General features: G+C 66.0%; 13 protein-coding genes. 4 read left to right on the top strand and 9 right to left on the bottom strand.

Going from position 1 to position 17,508, the window contains the following annotated elements; all coding sequences use genetic code 11:
• Positions 1-727 precede the first annotated feature (727 nt).
• Complete coding sequence (locus GM1_RS11985) at positions 728-1,942, bottom strand: HRDC domain-containing protein (protein ID WP_008379179.1); 1,215 nt, start codon at positions 1,940-1,942, stop codon at positions 728-730.
• Positions 1,942-2,574, bottom strand: a complete 633-nt coding sequence (locus GM1_RS11980) for a DUF3000 domain-containing protein (protein WP_008379177.1) — start codon at positions 2,572-2,574, stop codon at positions 1,942-1,944. Before GM1_RS11980 ends, GM1_RS11985 begins: the two co-directional genes overlap by 1 nt.
• Positions 2,575-2,710: 136 nt before the next feature.
• Here GM1_RS11980 and hemE point away from each other — a divergent pair, with 136 nt between their 5' ends.
• Genes hemE through hemQ form a run of 3 tightly spaced genes read left to right on the top strand, consistent with a single transcriptional unit; the run spans position 2,711 to position 5,837 of the window.
• On the top strand, positions 2,711-3,736 hold the full coding sequence (gene hemE, locus GM1_RS11975) for a uroporphyrinogen decarboxylase (protein WP_008379176.1): 1,026 nt from the start codon (positions 2,711-2,713) through the stop codon (positions 3,734-3,736).
• 5 nt (positions 3,737-3,741) lie between these two features.
• Positions 3,742-5,118: a protoporphyrinogen oxidase gene (hemG, locus tag GM1_RS11970; RefSeq protein WP_008379174.1), complete on the top strand. Its 1,377-nt coding sequence runs from the start codon at positions 3,742-3,744 to the stop codon at positions 5,116-5,118.
• Between the two features lie 23 nt (positions 5,119-5,141).
• Positions 5,142-5,837, top strand: coding sequence for a hydrogen peroxide-dependent heme synthase (gene hemQ, locus GM1_RS11965; protein ID WP_008379172.1), 696 nt, complete (start codon positions 5,142-5,144; stop codon positions 5,835-5,837).
• Positions 5,838-5,941: 104 nt separating this feature from the next.
• Here hemQ and msrB read toward each other — a convergent pair whose 3' ends face one another.
• The 4 genes from msrB to GM1_RS11945 are packed head-to-tail and all read right to left on the bottom strand — an operon-like array spanning position 5,942 to position 9,967.
• Complete coding sequence (gene msrB, locus GM1_RS11960; protein ID WP_040520010.1) at positions 5,942-6,358, bottom strand: peptide-methionine (R)-S-oxide reductase MsrB; 417 nt, start codon at positions 6,356-6,358, stop codon at positions 5,942-5,944.
• Positions 6,359-6,394: 36 nt separating this feature from the next.
• Positions 6,395-7,621 (bottom strand): glycosyltransferase family 87 protein, encoded by a 1,227-nt coding sequence (locus GM1_RS11955; protein WP_008379168.1) that lies wholly within the window; start codon positions 7,619-7,621, stop codon positions 6,395-6,397.
• 26 nt (positions 7,622-7,647) lie between these two features.
• Entirely contained in the window at positions 7,648-9,219 is a 1,572-nt protein-coding gene (locus tag GM1_RS11950; protein ID WP_008379167.1) for an alpha/beta fold hydrolase, read from the bottom strand.
• 10 nt (positions 9,220-9,229) lie between these two features.
• Positions 9,230-9,967: a dihydrofolate reductase family protein gene (locus tag GM1_RS11945; protein ID WP_008379165.1), complete on the bottom strand. Its 738-nt coding sequence runs from the start codon at positions 9,965-9,967 to the stop codon at positions 9,230-9,232.
• 35 nt (positions 9,968-10,002) lie between these two features.
• Here GM1_RS11945 and zapE point away from each other — a divergent pair, with 35 nt between their 5' ends.
• Positions 10,003-11,022 (top strand): cell division protein ZapE, encoded by a 1,020-nt coding sequence (gene zapE, locus GM1_RS11940; protein WP_008379163.1) that lies wholly within the window; start codon positions 10,003-10,005, stop codon positions 11,020-11,022.
• 108 nt (positions 11,023-11,130) lie between these two features.
• Here zapE and GM1_RS11935 read toward each other — a convergent pair whose 3' ends face one another.
• The 3 genes from GM1_RS11935 to GM1_RS11925 form a co-directional block, all read right to left on the bottom strand.
• A complete protein-coding gene (locus GM1_RS11935) occupies positions 11,131-11,709 on the bottom strand; it encodes a GNAT family N-acetyltransferase (protein WP_008379162.1) in 579 nt (192 codons plus the stop codon).
• A gap of 39 nt (positions 11,710-11,748) precedes the next feature.
• Positions 11,749-15,126 carry a DUF499 family protein gene (locus tag GM1_RS11930; protein WP_008379160.1) on the bottom strand — a complete coding sequence of 1,126 codons (3,378 nt, stop codon included), beginning with the start codon at positions 15,124-15,126 and terminating at the stop codon, positions 11,749-11,751.
• A gap of 365 nt (positions 15,127-15,491) precedes the next feature.
• A partial coding sequence (locus GM1_RS11925) for a DUF1156 domain-containing protein (protein WP_008379158.1) occupies positions 15,492-17,508 on the bottom strand: 2,017 nt, incomplete at its 5' end.

Here is a 17,508-nt window from a genome sequence, read left to right as displayed (position 1 = left end):
GTTTGCTGTGTTTCGCCCTAGTAGTACCTGCTATCGCAGCCAACGATGATCAGCGCTTTTAGGCTCCTTTTGCGACCGGGCCGCCAATTGGGGCGCATGCTTCCTGTTCTTGTGAGTTGGGGTGGCCCGCACACCACCCCAACCCAGTCCGAGTCTTGATCTGGTCGACCGGACAAAATGAGGAAAGCGTCGCTTCCGGAGTCGGGATCGTTGCAGCGCCCCGACACAGAATCGTCCGTTGTTGGTCTGGCATGCTCACCGAAGACATCAGATCCCTCGTTAGCGCCGGTGCGGGACCTACACCGAGATAGCGAGCATTTGGCCGCTTCTGGGTGAGACCTTGAACTATGTGTAATTTCGTGCGAAGTAAGTGGGGTAGTCGTCGCGTGCTGTGGTGTCTTGTTGCCAGCGGTCCCACCAGTGGTCCACGGTGCCCCCGCCGAAACGATTCTGAATCCGGTCGATCTCCTGCGTATACGCAAGCTCCGACAGCCTAGTTTGCTTGTCGAGAGCGTGGTAACGGTCAGCGCTCACAGTTGGTTCCCTTCGAAGTTTCCAGAAAGTTCAAATTGAGCGTATTTAGGAAAACTGGTAGAAGGCTGTGTAAATAGACATTCTGGCCTGTGTTCGTTGATTGGTCGGCAGTCGACTGGTGCTCCGACGTCGAAGTATCCCGCGAATCGGCTTGCGCAGGACCAGTCGCAGATAACTCACCGCTCGTCTGAGACTAGGGCAGGGCGGCGGCGATCAACTCGGCGGTGAGCTCGATCTGCCACGGGCGTGCACCGAGCTCGGCGAGCCGCTGCGCGACGGTGCTGTCTGCACGGACTCCTTCCCAGCACAGGTCCCGGATCACATTCGGCGACAGCAGATTCTCGGTCGGAATCCCGATCGACTCCGACAGTTCCTTCACAGCCGGCCGGACGGCCTTCGCGCGGGCTGCGGCCACCGGGTGTTTCGGCTCCCAGCGGTTGATCGGCGGGACGCCGGTCTGCGGGGCCCGCTTGGACGGGAGCTGCTTGTCGGACATTTCCTGGGCGCGGCGTACGGCCCGCATCCAGATGTCGGCCTGGCGTCGCTGTCGAGGGCCGGAGAACACCGGGAGTGACGTGAGTTCGGCGGTGTTCCGTGGCGCCGACTTCGCGGCGTTGACGATCGCGGCGTCGGGTAGGACTCGGCTGGGAGCGACGTCGCGGCGGCGCGCGACCTCTTCGCGTTCGGTCCACAACTCACGGACGACGGCGTACTCCCGAGTTGTCTTGAGTGTGTTCAGATTCGACGTCCGACGCCACCGGTCGGGCTTCGGTTCGGGTGCCGGGCGGGCGAGCACGGCGGCGAACTCCTGCGCGGCCCACGTCTCGCGGCCTGCCTCACGCAGTGCCGCCGACACCGCGTCGCGGAGTTCCACGAGCACTTCGACGTCGAGCGCGGCGTAATTGAGCCAATCGTCGGGGAGCGGCCGCTGTGACCAGTCGGCTGCGCCGTGACCTTTCGCCAGTCCCAGATGAAGGAAGCCCGCGACCATCGCTGCGAGATTCACCTTGGGGACGTTCAGAAGGCGACCGGCGAGTTCGGTGTCGAAGACGCTCTCGCACACAAAACCGAGTTCACGCAGACAAGGGAGATCCTGGTCGGCGGCGTGCAGGATCCATTGCGGGCCGGTCAGCACATCGATCACCGGGGTGAGAGCGTCGGGGTGATCGATCGGGTCGAGGAGGAAGCTTCCGGACCCGGTTCGGCGCAACTGGATCAGATACGCGCGCTGTGAGTAGCGGAAGCCGCTGGCGCGCTCGGTGTCGACGGCGATCGGCCCGGTGCCTGCCGCGAGCCGGGCAGCGGCGGCGGAGAACTCCTCGGGAGTGGTCAGAACGTCGGGCACTCCGTCACGAGGTCGTGTCAGCGGAGTGACCGACTCGTCCGGCTCGATCCCGTTGGCGCTCACTAGAGCGAGCCGAGCGCCGAGACGCCGGACGGTGGCAGACCGGCAACGGACGCCAGCACGTCACAGAACGCTTCGAGGTGGACGGACAGGTCGACACCCGTGGCGGTCCACGATGCGCGCAGTTCGAGCTGGTGCGACTGCGGAGGCCCCGCGATGTCGCCGTAGCGGACAGACGTGGTCGCTGTGACGGTGCCGCCGAGCGCACGGACCGGCGGGACGTCGCTTCCGAAGGCCGGAGTCGACTCGGTCTCGCCGTCACTGACGCCGAGCGCCTCCGACAGCCAACTCCACGTCACCTGGGGGAGCAGAGGGTCGGCTGCGAGTGCCGCCTCGACCTCGGCCTGGATGAATGCGACGAGGCGGAATGTCCCGTTCCACGCCTCCTGCCCGTCCGGGTCGTACAAGAGCACAAGACGTCCGAACGAGCTGCCCGCCGAATCGGCCGGGATCATCGCAGAGTCGGTGACGTCGGGTTGGCGCACTTCCACGCCGAGCGCATAGCTGTACGGTGCAAGACGCTGTGGGGGACGGATGGATCCGACTTCGATCTCCGGGCGCACGTTCGCGGCATGCAGCGACTGCACTGCGTCGCGGAACTCGGCAGGCTCCGTCGGAGCTCCAGAAGTGGTCACGGGCGTCACAGTAGGCCGCGACTCGCCCGTGATCACGGAGGCGCGCCGGAAAGGCGGGGTGTGACCTGCTCTGTCCGCCCGGTGATGGCACAGTGAAGGCATGACTTCCCTGCGTGCCCGCCGATCCCCGACTCAGATGCCGCTGATCGCGGCCGCGACCGGCGGTACGCCGTCACGGCGTCCGGTGTGGTTCATGCGCCAGGCCGGACGGTCGTTGCCGGAGTACCGGGCGATCCGGGTGGACCGCGGAATGCTCGAATCGTGCTTCGACCCCGAACTGGTCTGCGAGATCACCATGCAGCCGGTTCGCCGTCACGACACCGACGCGGCGATCCTGTTCTCCGACATCGTCGTCCCGTTGAAGGCGGCCGGTGTCGACTTGGACATCGTGCCGGGGACCGGGCCGGTGATCGCCTCGCCGATTCGCACGGCCGCCGATGTGGCCGGCCTGCCCCGACTGGAACCGGAAGCGGTCGGTGCTGTCACCGCCGCGATCGGACTCCTGATCGACGAACTCCCGCCGACGGTCTCGCTCATCGGTTTCGCCGGTGCGCCGTTCACATTGGCGTCGTACCTGATCGAGGGCGGCCCGAGCAGGACCTACGAGCACACCAAGGCGATGATGCTCGGCGATCCCGAGTTGTGGCATGCGCTGATGGGCCGTCTCACGGATCTGACGATCGCGTTCTTGCGCGCCCAGATCAACGCGGGCGTCGATGCGGTCCAACTGTTCGACTCCTGGGCCGGCACCCTCTCCGAGGCTGCGTACGAGGCGTTCGTCGCACCGCATTCGATGCGTGTGATGGCCGAGATCGAACAGTACGGCGTCCCGCGCATCCACTTCGGCGTCGGCACCGGTGAACTACTCGGTGCGATGACCCGGATCGGCACCGACGTGATCGGTGTCGACTGGCGCACCCCGTTGGACGTCGCCGCCGAACGCGTTGGACGCTCGGTCGCGATCCAGGGCAACCTCGATCCGACGGCGCTCCTCGCGGGCCGCGACGTGGTGCGCGGCGAGCTCGTGAGGATCATCGCCGAGGGCGAGCGTGCCATCGCCGCCGGGACACCGGGTCACATCGTGAATCTCGGTCACGGCGTGCTGCCGAACACCGAGGCCGACGCGGTGACACACGCCGTCGAGCTCATCCACACCCTGTAGATCTGATGTCGACGGACGTGCGAGTGGCCGTCGTCGGTGCCGGGGTGTCCGGACTGACTGCGGCCTACGACCTGCGCCGCCGCCTCGGCGACGACGCGCGTATCGATGTGTTCTGCGCGGAGTCGGAACCGGGGGGACTCCTCGCGACTCGCCCGCTCGGGCCGGCCACGCTCGACGTCGGAGCCGAGGCGTTCATCGTCCGCCGGCCCGAAGCCGTCGAGTTGGTGGCCGAACTCGGTCTTGCCGATGACGTCGTCTCGCCGGGGCCGATGCGCCCGGCGATCTGGTCCGGCGACCGACTTCACGTACTGCCGTCGCCTGCACTGATGGGCATACCGGCGTCCGCCGACGTCGTACGAGGACTCCTCGATAGCCACGACGTCGGGTTCGTCGAGTCGGAGCCGAGCAGGCCGTTCGCGTGGACTCCGGGCGCGGACGTGAGTGTCGGTCACCTGGTGGCTGAGCGGTTCGGTGAGCAGGTTGTCGCGCGGAGTGTCGATCCGATGCTCGGCGGTGTCTACTCGGCCCGATCGCGAGACCTCGGGCTCCGGGAAGCGATTCCGGCGCTCGCCGCAGAACTGGACAACGGCGCCCCGTCGTTGACGGCTGCGGTCGCCGCAGTCATCGCCCGTGGCACCGGTACCGGGCCGGTGTTCGGTGCGCTTCGCGGCGGCTACCGGACGCTCGTCGACGCATTGATCCTCGCGGCGCGCGTCGACGTGACCACGAATGTCGCCGTCCCGCGGGTGGTCCGCGTCGGGGAACGCTACCGGCTCGACGGAGTCGGCGACTACAACGCCGTTGTCGTCGCCACGCCTGTCTGGACCGCAGGAGAACTCCTCGCTGACGTCGCACCGGTTTCTGCCGCGGCCTTCGCAGGAGTCCGAGCGGCCGGTTCGGCGGTGGTCGGCTTCGCCGTCGACGCCGGGTCGCCGTTGCCCGAGAACTCCGGTGTGCTCGTGGCGTCCGATGCGGATCTGTCGATCAAGGCCATCACGTTGAGCAGCCGCAAATGGCCTCACCTGGCCCCGCAGCCGGGCGGCGTCTCCGTGCTGAGGGCGTCGTTCGGACGGCTCGGCGAACCGGTGACCGGAAGCGACTCCGACCTCGTCGAACGGGCGACGGCAGACCTGCAGACGGTGTTCGGTGCGGCCGGGCTGCCTGCGCCCACCGTGGTGGACGCAACTGTGCAGCGCTGGCCGGGGGGTCTGCCCCATTACGGCCCGGGTCACCTCTCGGCGATGGCGGACGCCGTCGCGTCACTGCCGGGTGGTGTGGCGGTTGCCGGGTCTGGGTACCGAGGAGTCGGAGTGCCCGCCTGCATCGGCACTGGTCGTGCCGCGGCGGCCCGTGTGGTCGATCACCTGCGCGCCGACCGCTGACGTCGCGGTGGCACGATGGGTGCATGAGTCGCTTGGATTATGCAGAGATCAACTCCACCATCCGATACCTGATGTTCTCGGTGTTCACCGTCCGCGCCGGGGAACTCCCCACCGATCGCACGGAAGCGGCCGCTGACTTCGAACGATTCCTTTCCGAGGTCGCCGAGACGGGTGTTGTGGTCCGCGGCGTGTACGACGTCGCCGGAATGCGCGGCGACTCCGACTTCATGTTCTGGTGGCATGCCGAGACCATCGAGCAGTTGCAGGCCGCCTACTCGACGTTCCGTCGCACGACGATCCTCGGGCGTGCGAGCGACCCGTTCTGGAGCGGTGCCGCACTGCACCGACCGGCCGAGTTCAACAAGAGTCACATCCCCGCCTTCATGGCGGGGGAGGACCCCGGAAACTACGTGTGCGTGTACCCGTTCGTCCGGTCGTTCGAGTGGTACCTGCTGCCCGATCAGGAGCGTCGCACGATGCTTGCCGATCACGGCAAGGCTGCCCGCGATTACAAGGACGTCCGAGCCAACACCGTCCCCGCCTTCGCTCTCGGCGACTACGAGTGGATCCTCGCGTTCGAGGCGCCCGAACTCGACCGCATCGTCGACCTGATGCGCGATCTGCGTGCCACCGAGGCCCGCATGCACGTCCGCGTCGAGATCCCGTTCTTCACCGGCCCGCGCGTGGAGCCCGCCAAGCTCGTCAACGCCCTCCCGTAGCGCGGCGACCCGGCGCGCCTTCTCGGTTCCTCGAGCGCAGTCGAGAGGCCGGACTGTGCAGCGTCTCGACTGCGCTCGACGATCGGGCGACGCCTGTGCGGCTGTCAGTCGGTGGAGAGTGTCAGACTGATCGAATTGATGCAGTAGCGGAGGTCAGTGGGTGTGTCGTACCCCTCACCTGCGAAGACGTGGCCGAGGTGACTGTGGCAGTTGGCGCACAGCACCTCGGTCCGTCGCATTCCGAGGGAGTCGTCGTGACGTTCGATGATCGCCTCGCCCGCGAGCGGGGAGAAGAACGACGGCCAGCCGCAGTGCGAGTCGAACTTCGTCTCGCTGCGGAACAGCTCGGCACCGCACGCACGGCACGAGTACACGCCGACGTCTTTGGTGTCGGTGTACTCACCGACGAACGGCGCCTCGGTGCCTGCTTGGCGGAGCACCCGGAACTCGGCGGCGTTGAGCCGCTCCCGCCAGTCGGCGTCGGTGAGCTTGGTGAAGTCGGTCTGGGCGTCGTCGGTCATGGCCACCAGGGTAGCGGCGTCCGGCCCTGCGCGTCGTCAGGCGGTGACGGGCGGCTTCGACGGTGAGACGCTGTCGATGCCGAGGACGTCGGCGCGACGCATGTCCAGGTACCGGAACAGCAGTGAGCAGAACACCGCGATCATCAGGAGCGACCAGCCCCACGTGACCTTGCCGTACTCGAGGTAGCGCCCGAACGGCTCCCATTCCTTCGACACCCAGACGTCGAAGGTCATGCAGCCGTACACGCCGAGCCACGCGGGCCAGTTCCGCACTGCCGACCCCGGACGAAGCACGGTCATGAGCATCGGGAACAGCAGCATCGAGTAGTAGCCCTGGCCGAGCGAGCTGACGAGGAAGAACGTGCCGAGCAGGATGCCCGACGACGTCGTCAGCCAGAGGAGTTCGTCGCTCCGACGGTAATAGCGGTACAGGAACCAGAGGCCGAAGACGGCCATCGCAACGAATGCGATGCGCAGCAGGAGGGTCAGCCAGTCGCCCATTCCGAAGTACTGGCCCATGCCGGTGATCGAACTGTTGTAGTAGTCGCGGGATTCCCCGAGATAGGGGACTGTCCGCTTGACGAAGTCCATCGGATCATTCGAGAGCGGCCACGCAGCGGCGTTCAACAGGAGCGGGATGCCGACGGCCGTGATGAGGATCTTCCACTGTCGATTCATCAGGACGAGCAGCAGCAGGACGCCCAGGATCGGCTTCACCGACAGTGTGAGTCCGATGAACACGCCTGCCCAGAGATCCTGCCGTTTGAGCATGAGAATCAGGAACGCCACCATGCCGAGCAGCACGAACCCGTTGAAGTTGGTGAAGATCAGCGTGTGGGCGACGGTCTCGGTGCTGTAGAAGAAGAACACGACGGCGGGGAAGACCCACGAGCGATGGTCCAGGCCGAACAGCCTGCACAGCAGGTACGCGCAACCGATGAGGACGACCGCGCTGACACCGATGAACGTCCACCGTGCGGTGTCCGGGTCGAGGATCGCCAGCGGCGACATCAACAGGGTGCCCGACGGCGGGTACAGGTAGTGCGGGTCGACTGTCGCGTAGTTCTCGTTGTAGACCGGCCGCTGGTTCAGGAACGCGAGGGCGGCGTTGTACACCGGCGTGAAGTCGTCGGTGCGGTGCCCGTTGACGCCGAGGATCAGCGAACGGTGGATCACCATGAGCAGACTGATCGGCCACAGGATCAGGTTCCCGATGCGCGACGGATCGACGCGCGGATACAGGTAACGGTCTACAACAGTCACCCGCGAAGCGTACTAGATGACCGTTGTCACGCCGGGCAGGAGCGTTCTGTCGGCCCGGTGAGCGGGGCGTCGCCCATGTAGTCGCGGACGACGTCGGCGGCGCACGTGCTGTGCGCCAGTACTGAGAAGCCGAGGCCGTCCCATCCGACGGCCGTCGGGTTGGTCTTCGTCGGACCGAGGGTCTGGGCCAGTGTGTCGACGACGGTCGAGCCGTTGAACGGGTCGTTGGCGCCGACGAGGATAAGGGGATCGACAGGAAGTCGGTCCGGTGCGCTCGGCGCGTCGGTGCTGCCCCAGCCGTCGCACGAGGCGAGGCTCAGCGCTGCGGTCGGCGCTGTCATCGGCGCATCGGCGGACCAGTCTTTGGCCAGTCCGGGCAGTTCTTGCAGTCCGGGTCTGCCGCGCAGGTCGTTGCACACCCCGACGAGTCGCCCGTCGGTGCCGCGTACCGCGGCGGCCGCCTTCACATATGCCTTCAGGGCGGCGACGTCGCCGCGGTCGGCGTCGGCGATCGCCGAACCGAGCTTGCGGAGTCCGGCCTGCGACATGTCGCCGATCGCGATCGCCGTGCTGACCGCGTCGATCACCTCGGAGTCGGAGACGCCGCCCAGGTCACCCGCCGCGCCCGCGTCGACGACACGGTTCAGCATCGCGGCACCGTCGGCGCCGAGTGCACACCCGGCGCCCGCGCAGCGCTGCGCGAATGTGGTCAGGGACTTCTGCACGCCCCGCGCACGGGCGGCGGTCGCCTCTCGTGCCGGGGTGGCGTACCCGGTGGGCGAGTCGAGGACCAGTCGGCCGACCTGGTCGTGGTGGGCTGCGGCGTAGCTCAGCGCCACCGACGATCCGGCTCCGACGCCGACGAGAGCGATGCGGTCGACGTCCCATCGGCTGCGCAGCGCTTCGATGTCCGACGCTGCCGCGGTGATCGAGTAGTTCAGCTGGTCGGGGCTCAACGTGTCCGAGCAGAGGTCCGCCGCCGCCCGTGCTGCGGTGCCGACGGCGGTGGCTCGGGCCGCGACGTCACGTCCGGGGCCTGCCGCCGACGTCGACAGGACGTCGCGCTGCGCCGACGTCAGGCAGTCGACGGTGGCGCCGAGCCCGGTGCCGCGGAAGTCGACGGCGACCACCGGCTGGCGGTCGAGCACGACCTTCCCTTCGCCGTCAGCCAGCGCCAACAGCGTCCGTGAGCTGGGCAGGTCTGTTCCGCTGGTGAGGACCAGTGGCGGTGCGTCGCGCGGTGTGGCCTTGGTCGTCGCCTTCATGGCACCGATGGAGACCGTGTCGCCCGATGAGTCGTCCGGATTCACCGGCACTTCGTACTTTGCGCACTGAACGATCACGCCGTCCGGAACTGTGAGGTCGTACGCCTTCGAGATCGACGAGTCGCATGACCGCCAGTTCAGATCATTCTTGGGCGCTGACAGTTCAGGCTGAACAGGCTTCGCGTTCTGAGCGTCGTCGGGCTGGTCGCCGCGCACGATGTTCGGCCCGGTGTCCGGGCCCACGGAACAGCCCGCCGTGAGCGCGCCGACCGTGGCGAGTGCGGTGGCCGTGACGAGGGCGGCGGTCAGTCGTGCGCGGAGGGTCGACGGCATAGTCGCGAGCCTAGTCGGCGCGTGAGTGTCGCGACCACAAGGAGTAGAGGTACCCGTCGTCATCGCCGAACTGGCGGACCAGACTCATCGGGTAGGGGAGCCGGTCCGGCAGCGGCAGGTCCTGGTCGGGGAGCGGCAGGGTCGCGCCGTGGGCGATGCGGGGAGCGTCGCCGAGCCCGAGCGTGGGGCTCGTCGTGAGGATCAGCTCGTCGACGGCGCCGGCGGCGACGAACGAGGCGAAGAGTCGAGGGCCGCCCTCGAGGTCGATCCGGCGGAGTCCACGCGTGCCGAGTTCATCGAGAAGGCGACGGGGATCGAGGTCGACGTCGCCGCAGTCGATGAGCGTCGCGCCGGCGTCGATCAGCCTGCGGCGGCGGTCGGCGGGTGCCGACGTGCACGTGGCGATCAGTACGCGGGGATGCGTCACCGGGAGGTAGTCGACGGGGATGTCGAGCGAGCGTGACGCCAGGACCATAATGGGGGCGTGGTCGTTCGCCGGGGCCTTGTAGTTCTCGATCAGCGCTGTCCGTGCGCCGACGACCACCGCGTCCGACAGCGTCCGCATGAGCAGGAAGACGTGGCGGTCGCCGTCGCCGCCGAGAACGCCGGACCGGCCGTCGACGGTCGCCGCTCCATCGATCGTCGAGACGAAGGTGGCGCGCACTACGGGCCCCGCGGAGGTGGGGTAGGCAAGCAGCTCCGCGAGCTCCGACGCTGTGAGATCAGTCGCTTTCTGCATGAGGAACATGAGTCCATCATGGCCTGCCTGGATACCCTTACCGAATGTTGGCACGACTGAGTGACCGGAACCCGGTCTTGGCTCCCGATCAACTCGTCGGCGAAATGGTTCCGCCGCGGATGTTCGACGACGTCAGTTTCGACTCGTACATCCCAGATCCGAACGAACCGAGCCAGGCTGCCGCGGTGGCGGCCGCCCGCGATTTCGTGGCGCGTGCGTCGAAGGTCCGGGCAGGGGCGAAGAAGAAGGGCCTGTTCCGCAAGGCCTCGACGCCGCAGGGCATCGGCCTGTACCTCGACGGCGGGTTCGGCGTCGGCAAGACGCACCTTCTCGCGTCGGTGTACCACTCGATGCCCGGCCCGAAGGCGTTCGCGACGTTCGGTGAGGTCACCAACGTGGTCGGTGCACTCGGCTACATCGATGCTCTGGAGCGGCTCGCCGACCACAGCGTGCTGTGCATCGACGAGTTCGAACTCGACGATCCGGGCGACACGATGGTCGTCTCCCGCCTGCTGACCGAGCTCGTGGCGCGCGGCGTCTCGATCGTCGCGACGTCGAACACGCTGCCGGGCCAGCTCGGCGAAGGCCGGTTCGCCGCGCAGGACTTCCTGCGCGAGATCCAGAAGCTGTCGGCGATCTTCGAGACGATCCGCGTCGACGGCCCCGACTACCGTCACCGCGATCTGCCGCCGGCCCCGGAACCCGCCACGGACGCCGAGCTCGAAGAGCACGCCGCGTCCGTCGAGGGCTCGACGCTCGACACATTCGACGACCTCGTCGCCCATCTGGCGAAGCTGCACCCTTCGAAGTACAAGTCCCTGGTCGACGGTGTGAATCTCGTCTGCATCGAGGGGCTCCGTCCGGCCGCCGATCAGGCAGTCGCACTGCGAATCGTCGCCTTCGCCGACCGCCTGTACGACGCCGAGATCCCGGTCAGCGTCTCCGGTGTCAAGCTCGACGAGGTCTTCACCCCGGAAATGGTCGCAGGCGGGTATCGCAAGAAGTACCTCCGCGCGACGTCACGCCTCCTCGCTCTCTCCCGCTTCGCGGAGGCAGACGCCTGACGGCGGTCGCTCACTTCGACGACAGTCCGCTCACCTGGACGACAATCTGCTCACATCATCGACAGGCGCTCACCTCCGGAGGTGAGCGCCTGTCGTCGAAGTGAGCAGTTACTGCCGGATGAGGCGACCCATGACGTGGTCGTGCTCGACGACGCCGTTCATGTTGAAAGTCTTCGTCCCGATCTGGGCGAAGCCCATCTTGCGGTAGTACTTCTGTGCGCGTTCGTTCTCGCTGTTGACGCCTAGCCAGACGTAGTGAGCGCCGCGTGTTCGAGCAGCGTCCAACGACGCCTCCATGAGGGCGTGCGAGGGACGTGCTTGCCCGCGTGATGCGTGATGGTCGGGGAGCACGTACATCTTGGACACCTCGGTGACGTTCTCCGACTTCAGAGCGTCGCGCCCACACTCGGCGGCCACGATCGCCTTGATCACGTCGGGATCCGCCGGATTAGCGTGGACGAGCAGTGCGTAGCCTACGACGCCGCCTTCGTCATCGCGTGCGACGAGGACTTCATGGGTGTCATCTGCGATGTAGTCCGCGAACTTCGCCTCGCTGAGGTGCGCCGCGATGTGGGCGGTGATGTTCTCCGGCTTCGAATGCGGAGGGCACGCAAGCGGGAAGGTGACGGCGGCAACCGCGGCCACCTCCGCGGCCTCCGTCGGATCGGTGACGGTCTCGATGTTCACCGTCCCATTCTTCCACCGTCGCCCTGTCCCGTCGAAGCGTCAGTTCGTCTCGAACTCCGCTTGATCGAACTTGAGAGTCTTCGCGTTCTCCGAGACCGTGCGACGAGTCCGGTCGGTGAATCCGGAGGGATTCTCCGCGGTCACCTCAAGCCGGATGTCCAACGTGCCGTCGGCTGACAGGTGTCCGAGCACCTCGGTGAGCAACTCGTTGAAGTGCTTGGCCGGGAACGTCGAGTCGAGCTGGATCGATCCGAAGAACCGTCGTTTGGCTTCGTCGGTCCGGACCGTCTTTCCAGCGCCGCCGTTGTCGCCATCCGAGCGGTCGTCGGACCCTTCGCGGTCGTCCGAGTCAGACCCCCGGCCGTCCTGGCGGCCGGCTTCGTCGATCTCGGCCTGACGCTGCGCTTCGGCGATGTCGGGCTTGACGATCAGGGTGCTGTCGGAGATGTGGAGAGTCGCCTGGTCGGTCGGCAGGTGAAGTCCGATGTACTTCTCAGTCTCCGCGTCGTACGCGTCGGCGAAGGCGAACCCGTTCTGTCGCCAGAGGATCGGATCGTCGACCACCGAGTACAGGCCGTTGAGGAGAACGTCCTTGTTCTGGAGACGCGGCAGGTACGGGTATGTCGCGTACAGGCGGAGCAGCTGGTCGACGCTGATGTGTCCCGATTCCCACGTCGAAGCGAGCATGCCGGTGAGGTCCATGGAGATCAGTCCGGATGCTCGGGCCACCGTCACGATGTCGGTGCCGAGTTTGGCGCTTGTCCGGGCGTAGATGTCCGACGCACTTCCGGTGACCTGGGCGGCTTCCATCCGGAACGTGGGCTCGGCCCCGTACGACTGCTCCGGGTACAGCGCCCACGTGAACGTCTCGAGGATTCGGGAGTCGACGATCTCGTCGCTGGCGCTCCGACGTTCGACGGCCTGTCGAGTCTGTTGGCCGCCGAGTCCGAGGTCGTCGGCACTCTCGGCGACATGCCGCCACGCGAGGTGCTGGCGGACCGCGCTGTCGAGATCGCGGGCACGCTTCTCATCGGCGGCGAGGAACACGATCGAGTTCTTGAACGTGCGGATCGCCGACCCTCGGCTGTTGAGCAGCTTCTCCGCCCAGGGCTTGGCGGTCAGTTCGCCGCTGCGAGCCGTATGAGTGAACTGCATAGGCACGACGACAAGCCGGGTGTCGGTCTCATCGGGGACGTCGGCGGTTTCGGGAAATACATGAATGCCAGTGAAAACGTGGCTTGAGTTCTTCCGAGACGCGGTCAGCCTTCGCTCGACCTCGGCCCAGACGTCTGCGTCGTTCAGTCCTGCGGCGTAGTCGAGTGCCGCGCGGGTGATGTTGGCCTGGGTGTCGTACCAGTAGCGGTTCGACTCCATGTAGAGGTACGTCGACGAGTTGCTGAGGGTGTCGAGCGCCGAATGGAAGTTGCCTGGGACGTCGCCGGGCAGTGCCGTGCCGATGAAGACACGTGGCTTCTCAGCTCCTCGGTGGGCCGAGTGCAGGCCGGGTGTGGCGGCCATGAACACGGCGCGCGCCAGCCGCTGCGACACTCCGCGCTTGCCGAACAGTTCGTTGGTCGTGTCGGTGCGATAGGGGACCGATTCGGTTCCGGCGACGTCTGTGGTGATGATCGTCTTGAAATCGTCGGTCAGGTACTTGGTGATCTCGGAGACCACGTCCGCATCGCCGAGGGGCACCGTTCCGGGCAGGATCAGCGCGTTGGGATCTTGTGCGCGCCAAAGTGTTCCGACAACCTTGTTCATCAACTGCAGGACGCCGCGGGTGCGCTGGAAGCGGTCGAGCGTCGACCAGTCCTGGTACAGGCGGTCGAACAGTTCGGGGTGGATCGGGTAGCACTGCTTGATCCGGTCGATGTACGCGCTGTCGCGGACCTCGGACGGGAAGTCGCTGTGGTGCTTGCGGTAGAAGTCGACGGTCGTCTTCGCGATGTTGCTGATCTTGGCCGTCGCCTCGGCATCCGGCGCGGTGAAGATGCGCCGTCTGACGATCTCGAAACTCTCGTGGGCATTGGCGGGCTGCCACTGATCGGCGGTGCGTCCGACCACGTTCTTGAGACGCATAAGTGCTTCCCGGCCGTACTCGCCGCCGACTTCCTCGTCGTTCACGTCGTCGGCACCGTCGGTGGCGTTCGCCGATGCGGGAATAGAGATGACCACCTGGATGCCGGGCGTGGCACGTGCTGCCTCGGTCAGTGTCTGGGCGAAGGTGAACTGGGTGTCGAAGTCACCAGCAGGGAGGTCAGTGGCGTTCACCAGCTGCCGGGCGTATGCGACCCATTCGTCGATGAGGATGACGGCGGGGGAGTACGCCTCAAAGAGTTCTCGTAGCGATGAGCCGGGGTTGGTCGACGACCGATCGGATGCCTCGACGATCTCGTACGCCTCCTGCCCGCCCAACTGCCAGGCGAGCTCGCCCCACATGGTGCGGATGTTCGGGCGGCCGCCTTCGTCGTTCTCGCGGCCGGGCACCATCTGGTTGCCGACGAGTGCGACGCGGCGGACGCCGTGCGGCAGTTCGTCGAGCGGCTTCGCCAGGGGTGCGATCTCGTCGCCGAACTCGTGGCTCTTCGCCCCCGATGCCAGGTGCCAGAGCGCCAGCATCGAGTGCGTCTTGCCGCCGCCGAAGTTGGTTTGAAGGTTGACGACCGGTGAGGCATTGGGGTCGTTGGTGAGGCGCGCGACGTTCCGGTTGATGAGGTCACGGAGTCCCTCGGTGAGGTACGTGCGACCGAAGAACTCGACCGGGTCGGTGTATTCGCTCTTGTGTGTGCCGCTCTTGTTCGCGACCGTGTACAGGTCGGCGGCGAACTCCGCGGCGTTGAACTGGTCGCTCTGGATGTCCTTGTGCGGGGAGATCACTTCGCGCCATGGAGGCAGATTGTCCGAGCCAGCCTGCAAGCTCGGCTGCTTGCGCGCGGCACGATCGTCTGCCTGGCGTGCGCCGATGGCCCTGACGTCGTCGCGCATCCGAGCGACTTCTTCTGCCTCCTTCGGCGCGTCGATGGCGAGGAGGAAACGCGAGATGGTGTCGAGGTCGTAGCTCGCGTCGTCGTTGGAGAATCCCTCGTGGTGGGCCAGCTTGTTGCGGACTTCGAGCAACTGCGTCGCGCGGCCGACGTCGGACCGGGACAGTCGCTTGCCGATCGGATCCCACCCGCGCTTGAACTTGTACGGGACGCCGTCGGTGACCATCCGCAGGCTGTCGTATGGATCGTCGGCGCTGTACTTCTTCTCGGAGTGGGCGTTCTGCGACTTGACGGCGCGGAGGATTTCGATCCATCCGCCCTCGAATCCTGTCGCCGCGAGTTCGACGCCGACCGTCGACTCGAGGAACCTGTTCATCGCCGGCCCGAGCAACTCGAATGCAGCGTGGATCCGGTCACGATTACTGACAGCCAACGATCACTCCTCGCTAATGCACAACACGGTGTGCGAACTATGGGAAGACTAGCGAAGGCGTACGACAATCGGGGTCGAGGGGGATGGGCCGGTGGTGGTGAGTCGCGCGAACGACGGACAGAGGTGTCCTCCTTGATGGTTCAGGTACGGCGAGACGCCAGCTGAGGGCCAGAATCGAAGCCGGGCGAGCTGTGGGAACGGTTCACGGCCCTGAGAATCGTTCGGGCATACCGGTGACGCCGACCTCTGGACGCGACGAACACCGTGCCGCGAGCGGTGGGTAGCGAGTCACTCGCGGCACGGTGTCTACGGCAGTCGCTCTCGATTCGATTGAGCTGTGACCCCTTCGAATCGACGCCTGGGACTCACATGAGCGTTCCTTGCTCGCCACCGACTGAGCGCGCCTGCCGCGCGATGTCGTGCCACGCGGCGCCCAGGCCGTTGAAGCTGTTCGCCAGCGCCGTCGACTTGCGGTCCTCGGCGAGCTTGAACAGGAGCGACGCGAGTTCGCGACACAGGTCGGCGTCGATCGACTCCGGAATGCGTGCGAGGAGCTGAGCGGCGCCGGGGATGCCGTCGGCCTCCATCACGCGGACCAGGTGCATCACGACCTCCCATTCGCTGATCGACGCGTCCGTCGCCGGATCGTAATCGGCGGGCATGGCCGATGGCGCGATCAATGCGAGCTTGCCTCCGCCCTTCGTGAGGATGCCGGATCGCTCGAGGCTGTCGAGCGAGATCCCGCGCGCCGTGGCAAGAGTTTCGGCGTCGCCGAACTTGCCGGTGTCGAATCCGTTCTGGCGGAACCAGGTGAGAGCGAAACGGGTGGGAGCGTCGAAGTCGTTCTCCAACTCGCCGAGAACCTCGTCGAGGATTACGTTGATCCGCTCCAGTGCAGTGCGGACCGTCATCTTCGAGCCAGTGTCCTCAAGGACGGCACTGTATTCGGAGAAGATCGCCATACCCGGACCGATAGCCGCCTGAGGCAGGTCGACCGGCGCGATCGAACCCTGCTGCAGCTCGCGGAGCTTGTCCGGGAGTTCGCTGCGCAGTCGAGCCAAGAACCCGCGCCGATCGATGCGCGGAGCGGTTTCCGGTCGCGGGCGCAGCGCAAGGACGATCGATGATGCGAGAGCGTTGGTCCCTCGCGCCAGGAGTCGCCCGCTACCTTCAGTCCGCATCGGCCATGTCGCTGTGATGCGCCAGCCGGATCGGAGCATTCCCTCGAGAAGCGTCTCCCAGCCGGTCGAAGCCTGCCCCGACTTTTCGGCGTCCTGCTGTTTGAACGCGTAGTAGACAGTGATCGGCATGTCAACGTATGCGTTTTCTCGAGCCCGGCTGAACACCTCACGGAATCCGTCTTCGAAGTATTGGTGAGCGCCTTCCTTTCCGCCGTGGCGATATGGATTTGCGACGAGTTCCTCGGACTTCGGGACAAGCATTGTCGAAAGGGTCGAGGGATGGATGGCACTTAGCGATCTACGTAACCACACGTAGAAGAAGTCCGACAGGTCGGAGTATCCGATATTGTCGTAGTACGGCGGGTCGGTCGACAATAGCGCCGGCCGAGAAAGTGAAGCCGCAGCGTCCGACTGTAGAGCGACGCCGTTGCCGGTTGGAGCGTGTTCGAGGGCCTGGCACACCTTGTCGAGAACGGTCGGGATGCCGCCACCTCCAGGCTGGAGGAGGTTCGCTTCGGCGAAATCCCAAGCCATCGGGATTGCTTGCCGAGCAAACACCTCCCGGAAGGCGCCGCGGTCGCTCATCCATGTCGTAATCGAGGACGAGAGATTGGTCGCCTTGCTGACCGTGATTCCCAAGTATGTCGCAACAGCATCGGCGTACGCCTCGGCACCGAGGCCGCCGTCGTCGAGACGGGTGGCGTCGCTCGAGAGTCCGGCCGCGAGGGCGTCGCGCGCGATGATTTCGCGTGCTTCGCCGACGAGGTCGCTGAACGTCGTCAACGCCGTGAGCTGCCGCGCCGTGAACAGATCAGAGTACTCGCGGAAGCCGTACGCCTGTACCCGAAAGCTCGGTGCCTTGTCGGGGATTGTCCCTCGAGGTGCCGTGTTGGGTCGCGGAACGTGGGATGCCTGGCGTTGTTGGTCGTCCGGTCCGACGTAGATCCGCTGTCGTTGGCCCTCGGCGACAGTCGCCAGGAGTCGGCAGCCCATCCGTGCTGCCTTTGCTTCGGCTCTCACGTACTTCAGATCCACTGCAGTTCCGCATCGAATGCATGTGGCGCCGTTACGATCGACTGTGCCGTCGGACTCCTTCGTGGGTGCCGATGCCAGGTCGTGCCCGATCTCGTAGCGGACCGTCCTGCCTTCCACAACGGGAACGACGTACGCCTCCTTGCCCTTCTTCTTACCGAGCCACCGG

Origin of the sequence: Gordonia malaquae NBRC 108250, assembly GCF_000344135.1 — a bacterium.
GTDB classification, from domain to species: domain Bacteria; phylum Actinomycetota; class Actinomycetes; order Mycobacteriales; family Mycobacteriaceae; genus Gordonia; species Gordonia malaquae.
This window is presented reverse-complemented; position numbering and strand designations above follow the sequence as displayed.